We start from the raw sequence: 20,913 nt of genomic DNA on the forward strand, positions 1-20,913 counted from the left end.
GAGGACGCGCCGGTGCTCGACACCACCGACGCGGAGTGCGAGCCGCCGCGCGTCCGGCGCACGCACGCGTTCCTCGTCCCGCGCGGCGCCCGGCTGCCGTTCGCGCCCCGGGGTCCGGTGTTCTCCGTGCGCTGACGGGGGCTCGCGGGAGCGGTCGGGAGGCGTGTGGAGGCCCGTCGGAGCGGTCCGGTGCGCCCCCGGCTCCGGCGGGCGGCACGGGCGGTGTGACAGGGGGGCACCAGCGGGCCGGGAGTGGCGGCACGGCGGCCCCGACGGCGCGACGACGCGGGGGAAGGGGTCCCCCTGTCGGTGCAAGGACCGCTTGATCATCGCTCTCCGTGGCCACTACGCTACGGCCACGTTCGGCCGTGGACAGCTCCGCCCATGGCCGAGGAGGGGGAACGGAACCATGCCATCGTCACTCGACGCGCATACCACCGGGGTGCCCGCACGGCCGTCCGCGGCGGCGGGACCCGTCGCGACGCTCGGTCCCTCCGGGACGAGCAGTGAGGCGGCGGGGAGCCACCTCACGCGGCACATCGACCGTACGCCGGGGTCGCCCGTCGCCCTGTTCGGGACGTACGAGGACGCCAGGGACGCCGTGCTCGCGGGCGCGGCGGACCGCCTGCTGGTGGCGAACGCCTACCGGGAGATCGACTCGTTCTACATGGACCTGCGCCTCGGCCTCGCGCAGGCGTTCGTCTTCGACACCCCGCACTACGGGCTGGCGGTGCGCACCTCGGCGCCGGTCCCGCTGAAGTGCACCGTGGTCACCCACCCCGCGCCGCGCGACCTGATCGCGCAGCTGATGCCGCCGGGGTACGGCGTCGCCGGGATCGCGTTCGCCACGTCCACGAGCGAGGCCGCGCGGCACGCGGCCGACGGGGGCGCCGAGATCGCCCTCACCACCGCGCCCGCGGCGGCGCTGCACGACCTGCGGTTCATCTCCGCCACGCGCCCGATACGCATGCTCTGGTCGGTGTTCGGGCGGAGCGGGCGCGACGCCTGACGGACACGGGGAACTGCCAGGAACGGCGCGCGGAACAGTGGGAACGTGATGGTGGAACAGAACGCCGGACACGGACGGGCGGTCACCGAGCCCGTCCCCGCCGCACCTGTCGTCCCGTCGGCGGGCACCGGCGGGGGCGTGCGGCGCGGCCGTGGCACGGGAGTGGCGGCCGTGCTGCTCTCGGCGGCGCTGCTGAGCAGTTCGTACACCCTGACCGAGGTGGCGCTGCGCGACGTGCCGCCGCTGACGATCGGCCTGCTGCGGTTCACGGCCGCGGCGGCGCTGCTCGCGGTCTGGGTGCACCTGGTGCGCGGGTATCCGGCGCCCGACCGCGCCGACCGTACGCGGCTGGCGCTCGGCGGACTGCTCGGCATCACGCTGTACTTCGCCGTCGAGAACGTGGGCGTCGAGCTGGCCACGGCGACGGACGCCGCGCTCCTGGTCGGCGCCTACCCGGCGCTCACGGCGCTGCTTGAACTGATCGTCCACCGGCAGCGCACCAGCGCGGGCGGGCTGGCGGGGATCGGGCTGTCCGTCGCGGGCGTGTGCCTGGTCGTCGGCTTCACCCCGGACGGGGGGACCGAACGCTGGGCGGGCGACGTCCTGCTCGTGCTGAGCGGCGTCGTCTGGGCGTTCTACAACTTCGTCACCCGCGACGTCGGCAGCCGCTGTCCGGCCGACCAGGTCCTCTACTACCAGGCGCGGACGGGCGCGCTGGCGTTCCTGCCGCTGGCCCTGCTGGAGTGGGGCTCCTGGCGGGAGTTCGCCGCCCCGGTCACCACGGTCGCGTCACTGGCCGCGCTGACCCTGCTGTGCTCCATCGCCGGGCTCGGGCTCTACGCCAAGGGGCTCCAGCACCTGCGGTCGAGCACGGCCGTCAACCTGCTGAACCTCGTCCCGGTGTTCGGGCTGATCATCCCCGTGGTGGCGCTCGACGAGGACGTGACCGCGTTCCAGGTGCTCGGCGGTCTCGTCGTCATCATCGGCGTCACCGTCACCACCCGCGGGGACGGCCGGAGCTGAGCGCCGGCGCGCTCCTCCCCCCTCCCCCACCACCTCCATCCATCCCTTCCCGAGAGAGACCGGAACACATGACCGAGAACGCGACCGTGAGCCCCACGACCCACAAGGCGGCGCTGCTGATCGACGCCGCGCTGCCCGCCGGACTGGCCGCCAACACCGCGGCGGTCCTCGCCCTGTCCCTCGGCCGCCAGGTCGAGTCCCTCGTCGGCCCCGAGCTGAAGGACGCGGACGGCAGCCCGCACGCCGGGATCACCACCGTCCCGCTGCCCGTCCTGTGCGCCGACGCCGACACGCTGAAGGCGATCCGCAACCGCGCCGCGCAGGACCACCCGGACGTCCTCGTCGTGGACTTCACCGACTGCGCGCAGCGGACCCGCACGTACGACGACTACGCGGCGCTGCTCGAAGCGGCCACCGACCAGGACATCACCTACGTGGGCGTCGCGCTGCACGGCCCCCGCAAGCAGGTGCAGAAACTGACCGGCAGCCTCCCCCTCCTCCGCTGATGGGCCGCCCCACCGAGCGGCCGCTCGCGGCCGCGCCGATGTGCGCCGTTCCCGCCGGAACCTTCCGCCGCGGGTCCGGCCTGGCACCGGACGAGGGGCCCGTCGCGGACGTGGCGATGTCCGCGTTCGCGATGGACCGCGATCCGGTCAGCAACGGGCAGTTCGCCCGCTTCATCGAGGACGGCGGGTACCGCACCGCCGCGTACTGGACCCCGGCGGGCTGGGAGTTCGTCCGGGTGCGCGGCATCACGGCGCCCACCTACTGGGACGACCCCCTGTGGGCGGGCGACCCCGAGGTCCCGGTCACCGGCGTCAGTTGGTGGGAGGCGCTCGCCTTCGCCCGCTGGGCCGGCAGGACGCTGCCCACCGAGGCGCAGTGGGAGTACGCCTGCCGGGGCCCCGCCGGGCGCACGTACCCCTGGGGCGAGGACCCGCCGGAGCCCGCGCTCGCCACCTACGCGCCCGGCTGTGAGCCGGAGGAGCGGCGGCCGACCCGGCCGGGTGACCATCCGCGCAACGTCTCGCCGTTCGGCGTCCGCGACATGGCGGGGAACTTCGCCGAGTGGTGCCTCGACACGTACGGGCCGTACGGCGACGGCCCGGTCGGGCCCGACCCGGTCCGGATGACCGACGAGTCCGACGACCACGTCGTACGCGGCGGCTGCGGCCTGCACGACGAGGACTACCTGCGCGGGTCGGCCCGCGACTACTACCACCCGGGACTGCGCGACAACCTGATCGGATTCCGCTGCGCGCTGCCGCGGGAGTCCGGCACCGGGGAGGGCGAGGCGACATGACCCGTTCCGCACCCGCGACGGGGACGCCCGCGCGGCGTGACCGTCCGGCCAAGCCCTCCTCGCTGCGCTACTACCAGGACGGTCCGCCGGAGCACGTGGACCTCGCCCGGTGGCGGCTGACCGTCAGCGGGCTCGGGGTGGAGGACACCGCGCTCGACTGGGAGCGGGTCCAGGCGGCGCCCCGGCTGACCGAGAACCGGCGGTACGTCTGCGTCTGCAACTGGAGCACGCGCGAGAACTGGAGCGGTTTCCTGCTCGCCGACGTCCTGCGGCTCGCGGGCTTCGACGGCGCGACGGAGGGCCGTTACCTGCGGCAGACCAGCATCGGCACGCCGGAGAAGGGGGTGTACACCTCGACCGTGCCGCTCGGCGACGCGCTGGAGCGCCGGGCGCTGCTGATCGACCGGATCGACGGCGCGCCGCTCCCTCTCGAACGGGGCCATCCGCTGCGGCTGCTGGACTTCGGGCTCTACGCCTACAAGAGCGTCAAGGGACTGGCGCGGCTGGAGGTCACCGACGTGTTCGAGCTGGGCGAGTGGGAGATGCGGGCGGGCTACACGCTGGACGGGCAGATCAGGCCGAAGCGGTACCGGTTCTGCGACCTGGGGCGCCACCACTTCGTCGAGCGGCCGGGGGAGGTCACCGAGCCGTGACAGCGCGGGTCAGGCCGGGGCGTCGGCCGGGTGCCGCGTGAAGAACGACGCCGCCTCGGCCAGCGCGCCGGTGTCCGCCAGGACGTGGCCCGGCCTCGTCCCGTTGCCCAGCAGGACGCCGCCCCAGCGCATGCGCAGGAAGGCGGCGGTGTGGCGGAGCGTTCCGGCCAGGGGGCCGGCGACCGTCTGGTCGGCGGTCGCGAGGGCGGTGACGCCCCAGAGGGTCCGGCCGGACATGCGGGCCCTGAAGTCGATGCCGGGGACGCGCAGCCAGCCCGACCAGTGGTCGAGGTAGAGCTTGGTGTCCGCCGAGACGCTGTACCAGTACAGCGGGGAGGCGATCACCAGGTCGGTGGCGTCCAGCGTGGCGTCGAGCAGCAGGCCGAGGTCGCCCTCCGGCCGGGGGTACTCCCCCGTGCCGGAGTGGCGGACGTCCTCGAAGCGCGGCAGGGACAGCTCGCCCAGGCGCAGCCAGCGCTGCGGGGTGGCCTCGGGCAGATGCGCGGCGGCGTGCCGGGCGAGCTGCTCGGTGTTGCCGTCCCGGCGTGTGCTGCCGAGCAGGAAGAGGAAGCGGCGTCCGCCGTCCTCCCTGCCGTCCTCCCCGCCGCCCGGCGTGCCGTCGTGTGCGTCCTGGACCGCTGTCCCCATGGGTGGACCGCTCCCTCGTCTCGTACGGGCCGCCGGTGCGTCCCGGAGAGGTCCTACGCGGTGCGGCGCCGGGGTATTCCCGTGCCGCCGCCGGTCACGCCGGGGTGTGGGCGCGCATCGCGTCGGCGAACCAGTCGAGCTGCGGTGCCGGACTCTCGGGCTGCTGCCAGCCGTTGACGGTGGCGAGCAGCCGCAGGCAGCGGTCCCTGCGCGGGTCGCGGGCCGCGTCGACGCCGGTGCGGATCAGGTCGCGCAGCGCGGGGCCGTCGTGGCGGCCGAGGTCGCGTGCGCGCTGCGCGGCGACGGCCTCGACGATCCGCCCGGCGTCGCGTGAGCCGGGTGCCGTACCCGCCGCGAGCGCGGGGGCGGCGTGGGCGCGGACGACGGCGACGGTGCCCGGCCGTACGGCGGGGCCGGCGCGCCGGGCGGCCGCGCTCTCGGCGAGCTGGTGGTCCACGGCGCGGCGCATCAGGGCACGGAAGTCCGGGTCGGCGAGCAGCTGGGCCAGTTCCGCCCAGGCGGCGAGCTGGGCGGGCTCGGGTTCGGGCGGAAGCTCCGGGGTCAGGGTCCGCGCGTAGCCGGCGACGGCCGGGTCGTCGCGTCCTCCGCGCGCGCTGTCGCCGAGCACACTGTCGAGGAACTGGGCGACGAGGCGGCGGCGTTCGCCGTCGGGCAGGGTGGCCAGGGAGACCAGGGAGGCGACCTCGTCGGGCGCGGTGCCGCCACCGCGGTGGGCGATCGCCAGGAGCAGCGCGCGGCGGCGGCGCAGGGCCGCGATCTGGGCGGTCAGGGCGTCGGCGTGCGCGGCGGCGGCCTCGGACAGCTCCGCCTCGCCGTCGGCGAGGGCACAGGCGGCGGCCAGGCCGAGCCCGAGGTCGCGCAGGGCCCGTACGGTCCGCAGGCGCGCGACGGCGTCGGGTCCGTAGCGGCGGTGCCCGGCGGGGGTGCGGCCCGACGGGGAGACGATGCCCCGGTCGGACCAGGCCCTGAGCGTCTTCACCGTGAGCCCGGTGAGCCGGGCCAGGTCTCCGATGGAGTGGGGTGCGTCGCCGTCCATGGCCTCACTCTCGCTCCTCCCCCTGGGGGAGGTGCAAGCACGGCGGGTCCGCCACCCGCTGTCAGCCGCCGTGGCCGGGCGGGAAGACCTCCGTGGCGTGGAGGACGCGTGCGAGCTGCGGATCCGCCGCGGTGACGCCCTGCGCGAAGTCGGGTGTGGGGCGGAAGCGGGCGTGCCGCAGCGTGCGCCGTGGCTCGGTCCAGCCGCTCGCCACGGGGTCCACGCCGTAGCGGCGGCAGGCGCGGGCGACGAGGGAGCGGGGGCACGGGTCCTCGCCGCGCAGTACGCGCCAGGGCAGCGGGAGTTCCGCCCACACGGGGGTGTCGGGGGGTGGCGCGCCGACGACTCTGCGGTGCCAGGCGGCGACGTCGGGGGCCACGAGCGGGGGGACCTTGCCAGGGCAGAGGTGCTCGGTGATCTCCTGGGCGCCCAGCGTGCGCAGGAGCGCGAACCAGTCGGCGCGTGCCGTGCCCCAGGCGCGGGCGGCGGAGTTCCAGCCGGTGGAGTCGTCGCCGCGGCGCACGATCATGGTCGCGCGGTCGAACGGCTGCCGTTCCCAGGCGGCTTCGAGCAGTCCGGCGACATCGCGCAGGGCGCGGTGGCAGCGGCCGAGGAGTTCGCCGCGCTGCCGTTCGGTGAGGCGCGTGACGACCTCCGCCGTGGGGCGGGCGTGGGCGACGGCGAACCAGTCGGTGCTGCCGGGCCGGTCACGCAGCCTGCGGAACAGCGCCTCGGCGAGTTCGTCGTAGGCGCGCTGCTGGCCGCTCACGGTGTACTCGCTGCGCAGGTTGTTCCGGGCGGTGAGGTAGGCGAGGAAGGCGGCGGTCGCCGGGTCGGCGGCGAACCGGTCGTACGGCAGGCTCGCCGCGAGGCCGCCCGTGCCGGGCGGGGGGCGTTCCCCCTTGTGGCGTTCGGCGAGGAGCCGGGCCAGCCTGACCTCCGTGCGGCGGAGCGGCCGGGACCGTTCGTCGCCCTGCCGCCGCGCGCCGAGGCGCTCGGCCATCTCCTGCCCCGCGGCCCTGACGGCGTCCTCGATCCGCCGGGGGTCGTCGGCGCCGGGGACGTCGGGGAGGGCGGGCAGGTCCGGGAACGGCTCGGCCGGTCGCCTGGACCGGCGGTGGGCACCGTCGCGCAGGGCGGACTCGCGCTGCATCGACGCGTATTCGCGCCAGAGATTGTGCAACGAGCCTTCGGCGGCGCGTCGCAGGGCCCTGCGCAGGGAGCCCGGGACGGGCGCCGCGGTCTCGTCGTACGCGAACAGACCGAGGATCAGATGGGCGATGTCCTCGGGCCGTCGGCGCAGTCCGAGCGAGGCGTGCAGCTCGCGGAGGGCCGCTTCGCGGGGCGTCGTCCCGGTCATGCGCACCTGGACCGCGGACACGTTCCGGCACGGGATTTACCGTGTGCAGTCGCACATGAAGCTTTCGGTGCGCGTGCTCCGCGGGCGGGCGGCAGCGGAGCGTCGGCAGAGCGGGGCCGGGGGATGACGAGGGCCCCCCGTACTGTTTCGCCGTGTGAACGGAGAACGTCCGTCCGCCGCCCGGCGGGCGAGGGAACGTGCCGACCACGAGCGGGACTTGGGCGCGGCGCATTGCGTATGCACATGCCCTGCGTTTTCCCCGCCGGGGCGGGGATACGCCCCGCCAACTGGCCGTTCTTCCGTTACCGGCAAAGGATGGACGGCGCGGGCATAGCCGTTGCAGACTGGGAGAACATCTGGATCACTCCGTGCGGCCTTTGGATGTACTGCCGGTGTCGCGGGAGCACCACACCGACCGTCCGGCCGAGCGACGAGGGAGACCCCTATGCCCCATCTCGACTTCACCGTTGAGGATGTCGAGGCCGAGGCGGGCGTCAAGCCCTGGAAGCGGCGCACCACGTTCCGCAAGGAGATCAAGCCCGACGACATGGCCGACACCGCGGCCGTCTACGCGCGGGCGGCCGGCGAGGCGGACGGCGCGGGCGATCTCGCCGAGCGGGCCACCGAGGTCGCCGGCGAGGCGGGCAGCCTCGACGGCTCGTCACTGGTCGCCACGCGGGCGCGGATCGACGAGACCGCACGCGGACTCCAGGGCAACGGCCGTGACATCGACGCCGTCGTCGGGCTCATCGTCCGCAGCATGAACCGGGCCATCGAGGGCGTCGACGAGGTCGACATGGTCATCGACGCACCCCAGAACGGCCTCGACGCCATCCTCCGCGCACACCAGCGCGACGCCGTCAACGAGTGGAACGACTGGGTCCGGCTGCGGAACGAGAGCGTCTCGGCCGCCGTCGGCCGCATCGACCCGACGCTGATCCTCTTCAACCAGATCCACCCCATCACGCTCACGCACCGGGGCGACAGCGTGACCCTCGCCCCGCTGCCGTCGCTCCCGTCGCTGTCCGGCGGCCTCATCGCCTGGGAGGACCTGCCCGACTCCCTCGCCGCCCGGGTCAGGAAGCGGCACATCGCCGCCACCGCCGAGGCCGCCAAGGCCGCGAACGAACAGATCACGGACGCGATCAGCGCCTACCGCACCACGCTGACGGGCTACGCCGGAGAGCTGGGCGAGCTGGGCTACGACCTCGACGCCGGCCCGTTCGCCCTGTTCACCAACCCGCAGATGGCCGACTTCGTGGCCGACCGGCTGCACGACGAGCTGAACTCGGACAACCCCGACCCCAATGTCGTCAAGCTGTACACCGAGGGACTCGCCGCGGTCCTGGACGGCATCGTGGCGGAGGACGGGAGCCTCGTCCCCGGCGCGAAGCTGACCGGGGCGCAGCGCGACTACCTCTCCACCGTCCTCGGCGCGCTCACCGCCGACGACCTGGCCGCGCTGGGACGGTTCGCCCCGGGCACGGGCCTGGGCAACCCGATGGCGGCGGGCGTGCAGAACGCTGTGCTGGAACGCGTCGCCAACGCGATCAACCTCCTCACCGACCCGGCGGCGGGCGGCTACGACGTCTCGACCGACGAGGGCTGGCAGAAGGTCCCCGAGGGCTTCCGGGACATGCTCACGCTGGCGCGGAACACCGAACCGGCCGATCCCTTCGTGAACCACATCGGGGACTGGAACGCGTTCGGTGCCCTGATGGCGCACGCGGACCTCGCTCCGAGTGACGACTGGGGACGGCGGGTCGCCGAGTCGGCGCTGGAGACGCAGCACACCACCATGAACCAGTACCTCCAGTCGATCGTGTCCGACGTGAAGGCGGACACGGGCAGCAGCGACCTGCTCGGTATGGTCGCCCTCAACTCGGGGCTGAGCGCGGATCTGCTCAACGACAAGGAGTTCCGCACCGACTTCATGGAGGCGCGCTGGGAGGACAGCTCGGGAGCCGCCGCGCTGATCACGAGCGGCACCACGATCCCCGCGGGCGTGCACCACAACGACGCCGAGGCGCGGGAGTACATCTCGGCCGCCTACCACCTCTTCCAGTACGCGGGCAGCCACCCCGACTCCGTCCTCGGCGACAGTCATTTGTTCAACACGGAGCGGTTCGACCACACCGCTCTCCAGAGCGCGTTCGGCGACACCCTGCTGCGCTACATGGACCCCATCTCGCAGCTGTCGGGTCCTGAGGGCAACCATCTCGGCGACAAGGACAAGAACCTCTTCGGCAACGACTACGACTTCTCGTTCGACATCGGCATGGACACGCGCGAGGCGCTCTTCCAGATGATGTGGGACGCGGGCGGAGACGTCAGCCGTGACTTCGGCAACGGCCTCACCCAGTGGACGGAGACACGGACGGCGGAGTCGCTCGCACGGACCGGCGGCTCGCCCGACGAGGCGTCGAACTTCGAGAACCTCGGCAGTGTCAACGGCACTTGGGCCCAGGTGCAGGCGAACGACGGCCTTGAGGACAAGTCCAAGCAGCACTTCACGGCCATGAGCGCCGTCGGCACCGCGGGCACCGTCTTCAACACGGTGCTCGGGCTCGGCAAGACGAGCGTCCTCACCAGTGTGGCGGCCTTCGGCATCCAGGAGGCCATGCGCTACGGCAGGGAGGACGGTGCCGCCGATCTCAAGGAAGCGCAGTGGGACCTGAACAACATGGGTGACATTCCGATGCGTGTGGCCGTGGCGAACGGTGTGCTGGCCGCCGACGTCGACGGCGCGGCGGGCACGGTGGACAAGGACGACCTGGAGAGGCTGAACAAGCCGGGCGTCTACGGCCTGGACGACTCGCAGGCCGCCGCCGTGAACATCGGCAGCAAGTACATCGGAAGCTACATCAACGCTCTGGAGGACGGCTACAACCAGGCCGTGCGCGACGACCTGACGGCCAACTGACGCCGGCCGTACGGACCGACGGGCCCCGGATGACCCCATCCGGGGGCCCGTCCGCGTCCGCTCCGCCGAGGACAGCGGGTGCTGCCGACCGGGGGTCCACCACTCGCCGCGGATTGCATTCGCGCATGAAGCGCGTTTCTCGTGGAGGAAACAGAATGTTCCTCCGACCAGGTGTTCCCCAAGATCGCGTCAAGTCGTGGACGCGTGTGACATCGCTGGTGCAGACTGATCCGGCAACGGCCTGGCTCCGCGCGGTCCTTGAACGGCCGGCCGACGGCACGGGAACGCCACACCGACCTTTCCGCCCAGCGACGGAGGAGATCCCCATGCCCCACCTCGACTTCACCCGCGAGGACGTCGAGGCCAAGGCGCGCCGAAAGCCCTGGAAGCGGCGCGCCGACTTCCGCGAGGAGATCAAACCCGACGACATGGCCGAGCTGGCGGTGGCGTACGCGCGCGCCGCGCCCGAAGCGCACCACGCGGGCGCCCTCGCGAAGCAGGCGACGGACGTCGCGAGCGAGGCGGGCGAGTTGGACGGTTCCTCCCTGATCGCACCTGGGGAGCGGATCGACGAGACGGCAGGGGCACTCCATGGCAACGGCGACGGCATCGACGAAGCCGTCCGTCACATCGTGCAGAGCATGAACCGCGCCATCGACGCCGTGGACGCCGTGGACCGGGTCATCGACGAGTCCGGGATCGGCCTCGACGCCACGCTGCGGAGACATCAGCAGGACGTCTTGACCGAGTGGAACGACTGGCAGGAACTCCGCGAACGGGAAGTCGCCGCCGCGATCGCCGGCATCGATCCGACGGTGATGCTCTTCCCCCAGCTGCGTCCTCTCACCCTCACGTACCGCGACGACAGCGTGACCCTCGCTTCCCTGCCGACGCTGGGCGGCATCAGCACCACCTTCACCTGGGAAGACCTTCCCGACTCCCTCGCCGACCGCATCAGGAAGCGCCACATCGCCTCGGTCGCCGAGGCCGCCAAGGCTGCGGACGACCGGATCACGCACGAGGTGGAGGACTACCGCGCGGACCTGCTGCGCTACGCCCTCCGGCTCGGCGAGGAGGGCTACGACCTCGACGGCGGCCCGTTCGCGCTCTTCACCAGTCCGGAGATGGCCGACTTCGTGGCCGACCGGCTGCACGCGGAACTCGGCGGGGAGAACCCGAGCGTGGACGCCGTCAAGATGTACACCGAGGGACTGGCCGCCATCCTCGACGGCATCGTGGAGACGGACGGCGGCATCGTCCCCGGCGCGCAGCTGACCGACGACCAGCGCTCCTACCTGTCCACGGTCCTCGGCGCGCTCACCGCCGAGGACTGGGAGGCGCTGGGGCGCTTCGAACCCGTGCCCTCCATGGAGACTCTCCCGGTGGCGGCGTCCCAGCGCGAGGTGCTCGAACGGATCGCCAACGCGCTCAACGTCTTCACCGACCCGTCGCTCGGGGGCTACGACGTCTGGTTCGACGAGGGCCGGCAGAAGCTGCCCGAGGGCGTACGGGACCTGCTGGCGATGACGGCGAACACCGACCCGGCCGATCCGCTCATCAGACACATCGGGGAGTGGAACGGCTTCGGCACCGTCATGTCGCACGCCGACGTCCGACCGCACGACAGCTGGGCTGAGCTGGTCGGCAGGGCGGCGCTGGACGCGCAGCACGCGGCGATGGGCCAGTACCGCCAGTCCATCACCGCGAACCTCGTGCCTGTCACGGGGAGCGGCGATCTGCTGGGCATGGTCGCGCTCAACTCCGAGGTGAGCGCGCGCCTGGTCAACGACGACGACTTCCGGGCCGATCTGCTGACCTCCTACTGGGAGGACAGCGAGGGGGTCGCCCGCCTCATCGACAGCGGCACGACCGTCCCGGCGGGCATGGACTGGAACGACTGGGAGGCGAGGCAGTACATCGACGCGGCCTACCACTTCCTGACCGACGCCAAGGACCACTCCGACACCGTCATCGGCGAGAGCAACGAGTTCAACACGGCCCGGTTCGACCACACCGCCTTCAAGTGGGTGCTCGGCGACACCATGCTCAACTACATGGACTTCATCTCCCAGGTGTCCGAGGAAAGCCAGCTGGGGACGGAGGACATGAAGCTGTTCGGCGAGGACTACACGTACTCGTTCCAGATCGGCAGGGACGCGCGGAAGGCGCTGGTCGAGACCATGCTCCACGGAGGAGAGGGCGACTGGCTCTCCTTCACCGGCGGCGCCACGGAGTGGATGGTGGACCGCGCGACCTTCCTGTTCCAAGGGTCGGACGGCAAGCTGACGGAGACCTCCGACTTCGAGAACATCGGCAGTGTCGCGGGCGCGATCGCCGACGCCCAGCAGATGGACGGCGTGGAGAGCGAACGGTTCCAGCAGATGACCGCCATGCGAGGGATCGGTTCCACCCTCGGTGTCGCGTCCATGCTGGTCCCGGGGCCGAAGCTCATCCCCGTCGGCGCCAACCTGACCACCTGGGCACTACAGGACATGGTCTACCACAAAATGGGCGATCCGAACGAGGAGATCAACGAAGCGCAGTGGAAGCTGGACAACGACGGGGACATCGTGATGCGTGTCGCCGTGGCGGACGCCGCACTGCGCGCCGACTTCCGCGGGGCCGACGGTGAAGTGGACCAGCTGACACGCGACATGATGCACGACCCCGCGAAGTACGGCTGGGACGACGCCGAGGCGGCGGCGAAGGACATCGGCGGCGAGTACTTCGGGCCGTACGTCAACGCCATGGAGAGGGGCTACGACCTGGCGACGCACAACGACCTCAAGGCCAAGTGAGGCGTGCCGGATCCGCCGTGAGGTGGGGACACGCGGAGGGGGCCCGCTCGTCCGGGCCCTCTCCGTCGGCGTGATCCCCGCGGCGGCGGGTCAGTAGCGGCCGCCGCGCAGCCTGCCGAGGAGGCGGCGTGCCTGCATGCGCCTCCTGGGGTCCGCGCTCGCGCGCCGTGCCGAACTCATCGTGCGCCGCCCCTGCGGCGAACGGCTGAACCGCTTGATACGGCTGATCAATCGGGACATGGTGTGCCTCCTCGCAGCCCGTTCCTGCCCTGGCCCTGCGGTTACCCCGGCCGAAGGGTGCCATGCCGCCCGCTCCTCGGCGCGGCTGCGGGCGGAAAGGCTGGAGCGCGAACCGGCCTTTCCCACGAAGCGGTCTGCCGATGGACCACTCTGTACGGTCGTCCGGCGGGCGGCCGGCGAGGGAGTCCGCCGCCGGCGGGGGTGTCAGCCCATCGTGCGGTCGAGGTTGGTCGCGGCGCTGATCAGGGCCAGGTGGGTGAACGCCTGGGGGAAGTTGCCGAGGTGTTCGCCGGTGAGGCTGATCTGCTCCGCGTACTGGCCGACGTGGTTGGCGTAGGTGAACATCTTCTCCAGCGCCAGCCGCGCCTGGCCGATCCTGCCGGTGCGGGTCAGCGCCTCCACCCACCAGAAGGAGCAGATGGAGAACGTGCCCTCCGCGCCGCCGAGTCCGTCCGGCGCGAGGGCCGGGTCGTAGCGGAACACCAGCGTGTCGGCGACCAGTCCCTCCGTGATGGCCTCCAGCGTCGAGCGGAAGCGCGGGTCGGTCGGTGAGACCAGCTTGACCATCGGCATCAGCAGCAGCGACGCGTCCAGCAGCGGCCGCCAGGAGCTGTCCGTGCTGTCGCGCAGCCGCTGGACGAACGCCCCGGTGTCCGGGTCCCAGCCGCGGTCCATGATCTGGCGGTAGATGCGGTCGCGGACCGCCATCCAGCGGCTGAGGTCGCCCGGCAGGCCGCGCTGGCGGGCCATCCGGACCATGCGCTCGACGGCGACCCAGCACATGACGCGCGAGTAGGTGTGGTCCTGCTTGCCCGCGCGGGTCTCCCAGATGCTCTCGTCCGGCTGGTCCCAGTGGCCGAGGAGCCATTCGAGGACGCCGCACAGGTCGGTCCAGCTGTCGTGCGAGATGCCGGTGCCGTACTTGTTGAACAGGTAGATGGAGTCGACGAGTTCGCCGTAGATGTCGAGCTGGAGCTGGCCGGCGGCGCTGTTGCCCGTGCGGACGGGGCGTGAGCCGCGGTAGCCGGCGAGGTGGTCCAGCTCCTCCTCGGGCAGGTCGGCGCGGCCGTCGATGGTGTACATCACGCGCAGCGGGCCGCCGTCCTCGCCCGCGCCGGTCTGCCGCAGGCAGCGGGTCAGCCAGCCGATGAACGCGCCCGCCTCGTTGGTGAAGCCCAGCCGCAGCAGCGCGTAGAGGGAGAAGGCCGCGTCCCTGATCCAGACGTGGCGGTAGTCCCAGTTGCGCTCGCCGCCGAGGCGTTCCGGCAGGCCGAGGGTGGGGGCGGCCACGAGGGCGCCGCTCGGCTCGTGGGTGAGGAGCTTCAGGGTGAGCGCGGAGCGGTGCACCATCTCGCGCCAGCGTCCGGTGTAGCGCGACTGGCTGAGCCATCTACGCCAGAACGCGACGGTCGCCTCGAACAGTTGCTCGGCGTCCTTCTCGTCCACCGCCGCCTCGGGGGGATCGCCCGCCGTGTCGAGCACGAACAGCGCCGACTGCCCCTCCCCCAGCGTGAACTCGCCCCAGGCGTCGGTGTCCCGCAGGTGCAGCGGGATGTCGCTGAGGAGGGTGAGGGTCTGGGTGTCGCCGACGAAGCGGAGGCCGCCGGGACGGGGCTCGACGCGGTGCCGGCCGCGCCCGTAGTCCATGCGCGGCGCGATCTCGACGCGCATGCGCATCCCGCCGCGCACGCTGACGACGCGGCGGACGAGCCGCTGGCGGTGGCCGGTGTCCCGTTCGCGCAGGACGGGCATGAAGTCCTGCACCTCCACCATGCCGTCCTCGGTGAGCATGCGGGTGATGAGGATGTTGGTGTCGGGGAAGTAGAACTGCTGCCGCGACGCCACGTCGCACTGGGGCGCGATGACCCAGTGGCCGCCCTTGTCCGGGTCGAGGAGCGCGCCGAAGACGCTGGGCGAGTCGAAGCGCGGCGCGCAGAACCAGTCGATTCTGCCGTCGGTGCCCACCAGGGCGGCGGTGCGCAGGTCGCCGATCATGCCGTGCTCGGCGATCGGCAGGTACGGGGGGTCGAGCGGCCTCACGCGTCCCCCACCGCCCAGCCGCGTCCGCCCGGCAGCCGCAGCGCCGCGTCGGGGCCCCACGAGCCGCGGGCGTACGGGAGCGGGTCGGGGCGGTGGCGCAGCACCGGGTCGCACACCTCCCACAGCCGCTCGATCTCGGCGGCGCCGGTGAAGAGCGTCTGGTCGCCGCGCATCGCGTCGAGCAGGAGCTTCTCGTAGGCCTCCAGCGGGACCGCGCCGCCGAAGTCGTCGTCGGAGCGGAAGGTGAACGTGCCGCGTCCCAGGCGTAGTTCGGGCCCGGGGCGTTTGGCGCGGAGGTGGAGTGCGACGACGGGCTCGTCGCTGAGTGCGAGGGACAGCTCGTCGGGGCACTCGGGGCGTGGCGCGTCGCCGAAGAGAGCGTGCGGCGGGCTGTGGAAGCCGACCGTGACGACGCGTTCCGACCTGGCCATGTGCTTGCCGGTGCGCAGGAGGAAGGGGACGCCCTGCCAGCGCCAGTTGTCGACCCAGGCGCGCAGGGCGACGAAGGTCTCGACGTCCGAGTCGTCCGCGACGCCGTCCTCGCCGCGGTAGCCCTCGTACTGGCCGAAGACGGTCTCGGCCGGGTCGAACGGGCGCAGCGCGCGGTAGACCTTCAGCTTCTCGTCGCGCAGCTCCTCGGCGGCGATCCTGGCGGGCGGTTCGAGGGCGACGAAGCCGAGGATCTGGCACAGGTGGGTGGAGACCATGTCGCGGAAGGTGCCGGTGGACTCCATGAATCCGGCGCGGCCTTCGAGGCCGAGGTCCTCGGGGACGTCGATCTGGACGTAGGCGATGTGCTCGCGGTTCCAGACGGGCTCGAACACGCCGTTGGCGAAGCGGAGCGCGAGGAGGTTCTGCACCGCCTCCTTGCCGAGGAAGTGGTCGATGCGGAAGACCCGTGCCTCCGGGACGATCCCGGCGATGGCGGCGTCGAGGGAGCAGGCGCTGGCCAGGTCGCGGCCGAAGGGCTTCTCCATGATGAGGGAGGCGTCCTCGGCGATGCCGGTGGCGCCGAGCATGCGGACCATGTCCTCGGCGGTGGAGGGCGGCACGGAGAGGTAGAGCAGGGTGCGGCAGCGGTCCCCCGCCTCCTGGCGCGCGCGGCGCACGGCGGCGGCGAGCTCCTCGCCGTCGTCGGCCGAGGAGGCGACGAAGCCGATGTGCGGGGCGAAGGCGTCCCAGGCGGCCTGGTCCCAGGCGTCCGGGACGTACTCGCGCACGGACGCGCCGAGGCGGTCGCGGAACTGCTCGTCGGTGCCGGGCGAGTGGCGGCCGGAGCCGATGACGCGGAAGCGGTCGGGCAGCATGCCCGCCCGGTGGAGGCGGAACAGGCCGGGGAACAGGTTGCGGCGTGCCAGGTCGCCGGTGGAGCCGAAGATGACCAGGACCTGGGGGTCGCCGGGGGCGGCTGGCGAGGAGTGATCGTCGGCGGTCATGGTGGGGTCGTCTCCCTCTCGTGCGCCGGGTGCTGACCTCACCTTGCGCGCCGCGGGGCCGCCGGCCAACGGAACCCGCCGGAACGGGCGCCGGGGTCACCGGCTTGCCGCTCCAAGAGGGGGCGGGAGGTCAGCCTCGGGGGCGTGCCCAGTTGTCGCCGAGCCAGCCCTCGTGGCTGAGGAGCAGGGCGATCAGGGCGGCCGTCACACGCGGGTCCCACTCCCCCGCCACCTCGGTCAGCTCGAAGTCGCGGCCGCCCGACGCCCAGTCGAGGACGACGCCCTCCGCCGTGCGCCATTTGGTGCGGCGCGGCGGCCTGGCGACGTCGCCGCCGAGGAGCGCGGCGAGCAGGAGGAGGAGTTGGATCGGGGAGACGAGCCACCAGACCGTCCACCAGAAGGGGTTGCCCTTCCTGCCGGTGGCGGACCGGCCGTCCGCCGTCTCGACCGTCCAGCGGGCGCGGCGCAGGGCGGAGGCGGGGACGCGGGTGACGCGGGCGAGCGGTTCGCCGGCGGCGCCGAGCACCTCGTAGACGGCCTGGCCGTCCGGCCCGGCGGCGCGGGTGACGACGTCGGCGCGCTTCGCCGTGCGCTGCCGGTCCTGCCACAGGGTGAACGCGCGGACGCCGCGCTTCCATTCGCCTTTCGCGGCGGGCGGGGACCAGACCTCGGGGCAGGCGAGGACCTGGGCGGCGTACCGCCGCCGTGCCTCCCTGTCGGGCGCCACCCAGATGGCGTGGCGCACCCCGCCGTCCGGGGGCCCGGCGCCCCGCTTGTCCTTCTCGCCGCCGTCCGCCGTCTGGAGCCACAGGATCTTTCCCACGCCTGGACCCTACTCGAACGCGCACACGATTCCCTCAGGCATCTGTTCGACACGTTCCGGATGCCCCGATGTCACGTCCCTGACGGTAAGTTCGGGCACGGCGGCGGACCGGTACGCACGGGGGTGAACGGCGCCGGGCCGTCGCGCCCGCCGCACCGGCCGGTGCGGTGTCCCGTTCGACCGAGAGAGAGTCCATGCCGCCGACGATCCGCAGGGCCGTCATCCCTGCCGCCGGGCTCGGTTCGCGCCTGCTGCCGCTGACCAAGGCGACGCCCAAGGAGATGCTGCCGGTCGGTGACAAGCCGGTGATCGAGCACACGGTGCGTGAGCTGGTGGCGTCCGGTGTCACGGACATCACCATCGTCGTCTCCGGGGGCAAGTCCCTGATCCAGGACCACTTCCGGCCCAACCCCGCCCTCGTCGAACGGCTGCGCGCCGACGGCAAGACGGCGTACGCGCGGGCCGTCGAGGAGGTCGCCGACCTGGCGCGGGAGGGGCACATCACCTACCTCGACCAGCACGGCCCCTACGGCAACGGCACGCCCGTGCTCAACGCGGCCCGGCTGTCCGGGGACGAGCCGATGCTCGTCCTGTGGCCCGACGACGTGTTCGTCGCGGAGGTGCCCCGCGCTCAGCAGCTGATCCGCGCGTACGAGGCGACCGGCTGCCCCGTGCTGGCGCTGATGCCGTTGGACCCCGGGGACTCGCGGCGCTACGGGGTGCCGATGGTGAAGGAGGACCTCGGTGACGGCCTGCTGCGGATCAGCGGGCTGGTCGAGAAGCCGGAGCCGGCCGCCGCGCCGTCCGCGTACGCCGCGATCGGCGGCTACGTCATCACGGCCGGGATCGTCGACGAGCTGCGGGAGCAGACGGCGCGCTGGCACGAGCACCGCAGCGGCGAGATCTACCTGACGGACGCGATCAACGCGTACGCGTCGGGCCGTGCCGTGTACGGGCAGGTGATCTCCGGGCGCTGGTACGACACGGGCAATCCGGCGGACTACCTCGTCGCGCAGATGGCCTCCGCGCTGGCGCATCCGGAGTACGGCCCCGTGCTGCGCCGCCTGGCGCGCGACCTGGACGGGACGGCCGCGTCGGAGTGCTGACGGTTCGGCGGGCGCGGGGCCGGCGGGTCCGGCCGCGCGCCCGCCGTGTCCGGGCCGGTGGGCGGGGGCTCCCTTGACGGTGCGGCGGAGCGGGCCTACCTTCCCCCCAGCCCTGGTTCATGCACGCGAATCATGTTCAGCCATGTGCACCTTCCCGATACCGGAGGACACCTGATCATGCGCACGCGCACGCTCACCGCCGCCTCGCTCGCCGGCCTGCTGCTGGCCACGGGCGTCCCGCTCGCCACCGCGGCCGCCGGGGCGGCGGCCGTCGTGGAGGTCACCACCGCCGACGAGCTGGAGGACGCCCTCGCCTCGGCGGCGCCGGGCGACACGATCCGCCTCGCGCCCGGCACCTACCGGGGCAACTTCGACGCGACGGTGGACGGCACGGCGTCCGCGCCCATCACCCTGACGGGGCCCGCGACGGCGGTCCTCACCGCCGGAGGCGGCTACGGCCTGCACCTCGACGGCAGTTCCTGGTGGAACGTCAGCGGCATCACGGTGACGGGCGGTCAGAAGGGCATCGTGCTGGACGACGCCGACCACGTGCACATCAGCGACGTCACCGTGCACGGCCTCGACATGGAGGCGGTGCACTTCCGCAACTCCAGCTCGGACGGCTCCCTCACCGGCTCGCGCGTCTACGACACCGGGCGGAACGGCCGCGGGATGGGCGAGGGCGTCTACGTGGGCAGCGCGGGCGGCACGAACGACCGCAGCGACCGCGTCCTGATCCAGGACAACGTCCTCGGCCCCGGCATCGGCGGCGAGAACATCGACATCAAGGAGGGCACCACCGGCGCCCGCGTCATCGGTAACACCTTCGACGGCAGCGGCCTCACCGGCGCCAACTACGACGACTCCTGGGTGGACATCAAGGGCAACGACGTCCTCGTCCAGGACAACACCGGCACCCGCACCACCAACGACGGCTTCCAGACGCACGAGGTGCAGGACGGCTGGGGCTGCGGCGCCGTCTTCCGGAACAACCACTCCGACCTCACCGGCGCCACCGGACCCGACCGCTACGCCATCAACGTCACCCACTACGACGCCGAGGACTGCCCGGTCACCATCGACGCCGACAACACCGTGACCGGCGGCAACGGGCTGGCCAACCCCGGCGTCCCGGTGGGCGGTCCGTCCGGGCCCACCGACCCGACCGACCCCGGGGACCCCGGCCCGCAGGGCGGCTGCACGGCGGCGCACCGCGTGACCGGCACCTGGTCCGGCGGTTTCCAGGCCGAGGTCACCGTCACCAACACCGGCGACGCCCCCATCGGCGGCTGGACCGTCGCCTGGGATCTCGGCACGGCCAGGATCGCGAGCCTGTGGAGCGGCGTCCACACGCTGGACGGCTCACGGGTCACGGTCACCGACGCGTCGTGGAACGGCGCCCTCTCCCCCGGCGCGACCGCGGCCTTCGGCTACACGGCGGACGGCGCGCCGCCCGGCGGCGCGGTCGGCGCCGTGTGCGCCGCCGGGTGAGACGCGTCCGTCCGGACCATCCCGCAGAGCTGCTCGACCTGCGGGTGCCACGGCCGGCCCGCCGGGCCGGTGAGCAGGTACGGGAGGAGCGCGAGGTGGGCCGGGGCGGCGGGACGGGGGCGGGGTATCTCGGGGCCGCGGCGGCGTGGAGCCCGAGCTTTCTGTTCATCAAAGTCGCCGTCGGGGTGCTGTCCCCAGGCCAGGTCGTCGTCGGGCGGCTCGTCCTCGGCGGCGCGACGCTCGCGGTGGTCTCGGCCGTCACGGGGCGGCCATGGCCGCGCGGGCCGCGGGTGTGGGCCGAGCGGGCGGGCATGGGCGCGGTGCTGTGCGTCGTGCCGTTCCTGCTGTTCTCCTGGGCGGCGCGCGACCTGCCCTCGGGACTGTCCGGCATCTACAACGCGGCCACGCCTGTCGCGACGATGCTGGTGGCCCTCGCGCTGCTGCCGGAGGAGCGGCTCACGCGGGCGAAGACCGGGGCCTTCCTGAAGGCCGCGGCGGGCGTCGTGCTGGTCGCCGCCCCGTGGAGCGCCGCCGGTGACCTGGGCGGCGGCCGGGCGCTGACGGCCCAGCTGGCGTGCCTCGGCGGGACCGTCTGCTACGGGCTCGGCTTCGTCTGCACCCGCCGGTTCCTGCGGCTCACCCCGGCCGCCGGTGCCGCGATGCTGGCGCTCGGCGCGGTCAGCACGGGCGTCGCGTACATCTGGTACGCGCGGGTGATCGACGCGTGGAGGGCCACGCTCGCGTCCACTGTGACGTATCTGACACCTGTGGGCGGCGTCGTGCTGGGCGTGCTGGTGCTGCGGGAGGAACTGGCCTTGCGGGAAGTGGCCGGTGGGGTGGTCGTCGTCCTCGCCGTGCTGGTGGGGCAGGGACGGCTGCGGATGCCCGGAAGGCCGCGGACCACACGTCCGGAGGACACCGGACACGTATCAGGCGGTATACCGGACGGTGCGGGACAAGAGGGGGAGAAGAGACAACGGCCGGTACGACGGAGGTGAGCGCG

Annotated in this window: 18 protein-coding genes and 1 pseudogene; 12 read left to right on the plus strand and 7 right to left on the minus strand. The window is 72.8% G+C overall.

Annotated features, from left to right (window positions below):
* The first annotated feature begins 12 nt into the window (after positions 1–12).
* From ACL02R_RS21820 to ACL02R_RS21845, 6 genes are all read left to right on the plus strand, one after another.
* Positions 13–135: a hypothetical protein gene (locus ACL02R_RS21820; RefSeq protein WP_412798682.1), complete on the plus strand. Its 123-nt coding sequence runs from the start codon at positions 13–15 to the stop codon at positions 133–135.
* A 274-nt stretch (positions 136–409) separates the two neighbouring features.
* Positions 410–1,009 (plus strand): hypothetical protein, encoded by a 600-nt coding sequence (locus tag ACL02R_RS21825; protein ID WP_412798656.1) that lies wholly within the window; start codon positions 410–412, stop codon positions 1,007–1,009.
* Between the two features lie 48 nt (positions 1,010–1,057).
* Positions 1,058–2,032: a DMT family transporter gene (locus ACL02R_RS21830; protein WP_412798678.1), complete on the plus strand. Its 975-nt coding sequence runs from the start codon at positions 1,058–1,060 to the stop codon at positions 2,030–2,032.
* Positions 2,033–2,100: 68 nt separating this feature from the next.
* Positions 2,101–2,538 carry a DUF2000 domain-containing protein gene (locus ACL02R_RS21835; protein WP_412798657.1) on the plus strand — a complete coding sequence of 146 codons (438 nt, stop codon included), beginning with the start codon at positions 2,101–2,103 and terminating at the stop codon, positions 2,536–2,538.
* Positions 2,538–3,335: a formylglycine-generating enzyme family protein gene (locus ACL02R_RS21840; protein WP_412798658.1), complete on the plus strand. Its 798-nt coding sequence runs from the start codon at positions 2,538–2,540 to the stop codon at positions 3,333–3,335. The genes ACL02R_RS21835 and ACL02R_RS21840 overlap by 1 nt, the downstream gene beginning before the upstream one ends.
* Complete coding sequence (locus ACL02R_RS21845; RefSeq protein ID WP_412798659.1) at positions 3,332–3,988, plus strand: molybdopterin-dependent oxidoreductase; 657 nt, start codon at positions 3,332–3,334, stop codon at positions 3,986–3,988. Before ACL02R_RS21840 ends, ACL02R_RS21845 begins: the two co-directional genes overlap by 4 nt.
* A gap of 9 nt (positions 3,989–3,997) precedes the next feature.
* On the opposite strand, the gene ACL02R_RS21850 is transcribed toward ACL02R_RS21845, so the two are convergent.
* From ACL02R_RS21850 to ACL02R_RS21860, 3 genes are all read right to left on the minus strand, one after another.
* Positions 3,998–4,636 carry a flavodoxin family protein gene (locus ACL02R_RS21850; RefSeq protein ID WP_412798660.1) on the minus strand — a complete coding sequence of 213 codons (639 nt, stop codon included), beginning with the start codon at positions 4,634–4,636 and terminating at the stop codon, positions 3,998–4,000.
* Positions 4,637–4,730: 94 nt separating this feature from the next.
* On the minus strand, positions 4,731–5,693 hold the full coding sequence (locus ACL02R_RS21855; protein WP_412798661.1) for a MerR family transcriptional regulator: 963 nt from the start codon (positions 5,691–5,693) through the stop codon (positions 4,731–4,733).
* 61 nt (positions 5,694–5,754) lie between these two features.
* Entirely contained in the window at positions 5,755–7,053 is a 1,299-nt protein-coding gene (locus tag ACL02R_RS21860) for a hypothetical protein (protein ID WP_412798662.1), read from the minus strand.
* 445 nt (positions 7,054–7,498) lie between these two features.
* Between ACL02R_RS21860 and ACL02R_RS21865 the strand changes: the two genes are divergently transcribed.
* Positions 7,499–9,976 carry a hypothetical protein gene (locus tag ACL02R_RS21865; RefSeq protein ID WP_412798663.1) on the plus strand — a complete coding sequence of 826 codons (2,478 nt, stop codon included), beginning with the start codon at positions 7,499–7,501 and terminating at the stop codon, positions 9,974–9,976.
* Positions 9,977–10,302: 326 nt separating this feature from the next.
* The gene (locus ACL02R_RS21870) at positions 10,303–12,774 is read left to right on the plus strand and encodes a hypothetical protein (protein ID WP_412798664.1); all 2,472 of its coding nucleotides are present in this window, start codon (positions 10,303–10,305) and stop codon (positions 12,772–12,774) included.
* A gap of 90 nt (positions 12,775–12,864) precedes the next feature.
* On the opposite strand, the gene ACL02R_RS21875 is transcribed toward ACL02R_RS21870, so the two are convergent.
* The 4 genes from ACL02R_RS21875 to ACL02R_RS21890 form a co-directional block, all read right to left on the minus strand.
* Entirely contained in the window at positions 12,865–13,014 is a 150-nt protein-coding gene (locus ACL02R_RS21875) for a hypothetical protein (protein WP_362967147.1), read from the minus strand.
* Positions 13,015–13,218: 204 nt separating this feature from the next.
* Positions 13,219–15,009, minus strand: coding sequence for a glycoside hydrolase family 15 protein (locus ACL02R_RS21880; RefSeq protein WP_412798679.1), 1,791 nt, complete (start codon positions 15,007–15,009; stop codon positions 13,219–13,221).
* A 41-nt stretch (positions 15,010–15,050) separates the two neighbouring features.
* The gene (gene zwf / locus ACL02R_RS21885; RefSeq protein ID WP_412798665.1) at positions 15,051–16,490 is read right to left on the minus strand and encodes a glucose-6-phosphate dehydrogenase; all 1,440 of its coding nucleotides are present in this window, start codon (positions 16,488–16,490) and stop codon (positions 15,051–15,053) included.
* A 130-nt stretch (positions 16,491–16,620) separates the two neighbouring features.
* Positions 16,621–17,313 carry a hypothetical protein gene (locus ACL02R_RS21890; RefSeq protein WP_412798666.1) on the minus strand — a complete coding sequence of 231 codons (693 nt, stop codon included), beginning with the start codon at positions 17,311–17,313 and terminating at the stop codon, positions 16,621–16,623.
* Between the two features lie 194 nt (positions 17,314–17,507).
* Here ACL02R_RS21890 and ACL02R_RS21895 point away from each other — a divergent pair, with 194 nt between their 5' ends.
* From ACL02R_RS21895 to ACL02R_RS21910, 4 genes and pseudogenes are all read left to right on the plus strand, one after another.
* Positions 17,508–18,419: a UTP--glucose-1-phosphate uridylyltransferase gene (locus tag ACL02R_RS21895; protein WP_412798667.1), complete on the plus strand. Its 912-nt coding sequence runs from the start codon at positions 17,508–17,510 to the stop codon at positions 18,417–18,419.
* Positions 18,420–18,596: 177 nt separating this feature from the next.
* Positions 18,597–19,550: pseudogene (locus tag ACL02R_RS21900) on the plus strand (right-handed parallel beta-helix repeat-containing protein); the annotation flags it as partial.
* A 3-nt stretch (positions 19,551–19,553) separates the two neighbouring features.
* On the plus strand, positions 19,554–19,910 hold the full coding sequence (locus tag ACL02R_RS21905; RefSeq protein WP_412798680.1) for a cellulose binding domain-containing protein: 357 nt from the start codon (positions 19,554–19,556) through the stop codon (positions 19,908–19,910).
* Entirely contained in the window at positions 19,907–20,908 is a 1,002-nt protein-coding gene (locus tag ACL02R_RS21910) for a DMT family transporter (RefSeq protein ID WP_412798668.1), read from the plus strand. Before ACL02R_RS21905 ends, ACL02R_RS21910 begins: the two co-directional genes overlap by 4 nt.
* The last annotated feature ends 5 nt before the right edge of the window (positions 20,909–20,913 follow it).

The sequence above is a fragment of the Streptomyces sp. MS19 genome, from assembly GCF_047200595.1.
GTDB lineage: Bacteria > Actinomycetota > Actinomycetes > Streptomycetales > Streptomycetaceae > Streptomyces.

Excerpts from the sequence above, each read along its gene's own strand:
- ACL02R_RS21825 (WP_412798656.1), top strand. The coding sequence starts at position 410 with ATGCCATCGTCACTCGACGCGCATACCACCGGGGTGCCCGCACGGCCG.
- ACL02R_RS21830 (WP_412798678.1), top strand. The coding sequence starts at position 1,058 with ATGGTGGAACAGAACGCCGGACACGGACGGGCGGTCACCGAGCCCGTC.
- ACL02R_RS21835 (WP_412798657.1), top strand. The coding sequence starts at position 2,101 with ATGACCGAGAACGCGACCGTGAGCCCCACGACCCACAAGGCGGCGCTG.
- ACL02R_RS21840 (WP_412798658.1), top strand. The coding sequence starts at position 2,538 with ATGGGCCGCCCCACCGAGCGGCCGCTCGCGGCCGCGCCGATGTGCGCC.
- ACL02R_RS21845 (WP_412798659.1), top strand. The coding sequence starts at position 3,332 with ATGACCCGTTCCGCACCCGCGACGGGGACGCCCGCGCGGCGTGACCGT.
- ACL02R_RS21850 (WP_412798660.1), bottom strand. The coding sequence starts at position 4,636 with ATGGGGACAGCGGTCCAGGACGCACACGACGGCACGCCGGGCGGCGGG.
- ACL02R_RS21855 (WP_412798661.1), bottom strand. The coding sequence starts at position 5,693 with ATGGACGGCGACGCACCCCACTCCATCGGAGACCTGGCCCGGCTCACC.
- ACL02R_RS21860 (WP_412798662.1), bottom strand. The coding sequence starts at position 7,053 with ATGACCGGGACGACGCCCCGCGAAGCGGCCCTCCGCGAGCTGCACGCC.
- ACL02R_RS21865 (WP_412798663.1), top strand. The coding sequence starts at position 7,499 with ATGCCCCATCTCGACTTCACCGTTGAGGATGTCGAGGCCGAGGCGGGC.
- ACL02R_RS21870 (WP_412798664.1), top strand. The coding sequence starts at position 10,303 with ATGCCCCACCTCGACTTCACCCGCGAGGACGTCGAGGCCAAGGCGCGC.
- ACL02R_RS21875 (WP_362967147.1), bottom strand. The coding sequence starts at position 13,014 with ATGTCCCGATTGATCAGCCGTATCAAGCGGTTCAGCCGTTCGCCGCAG.
- ACL02R_RS21880 (WP_412798679.1), bottom strand. The coding sequence starts at position 15,009 with ATGATCGGCGACCTGCGCACCGCCGCCCTGGTGGGCACCGACGGCAGA.
- zwf (WP_412798665.1), bottom strand. The coding sequence starts at position 16,490 with ATGACCGCCGACGATCACTCCTCGCCAGCCGCCCCCGGCGACCCCCAG.
- ACL02R_RS21895 (WP_412798667.1), top strand. The coding sequence starts at position 17,508 with ATGCCGCCGACGATCCGCAGGGCCGTCATCCCTGCCGCCGGGCTCGGT.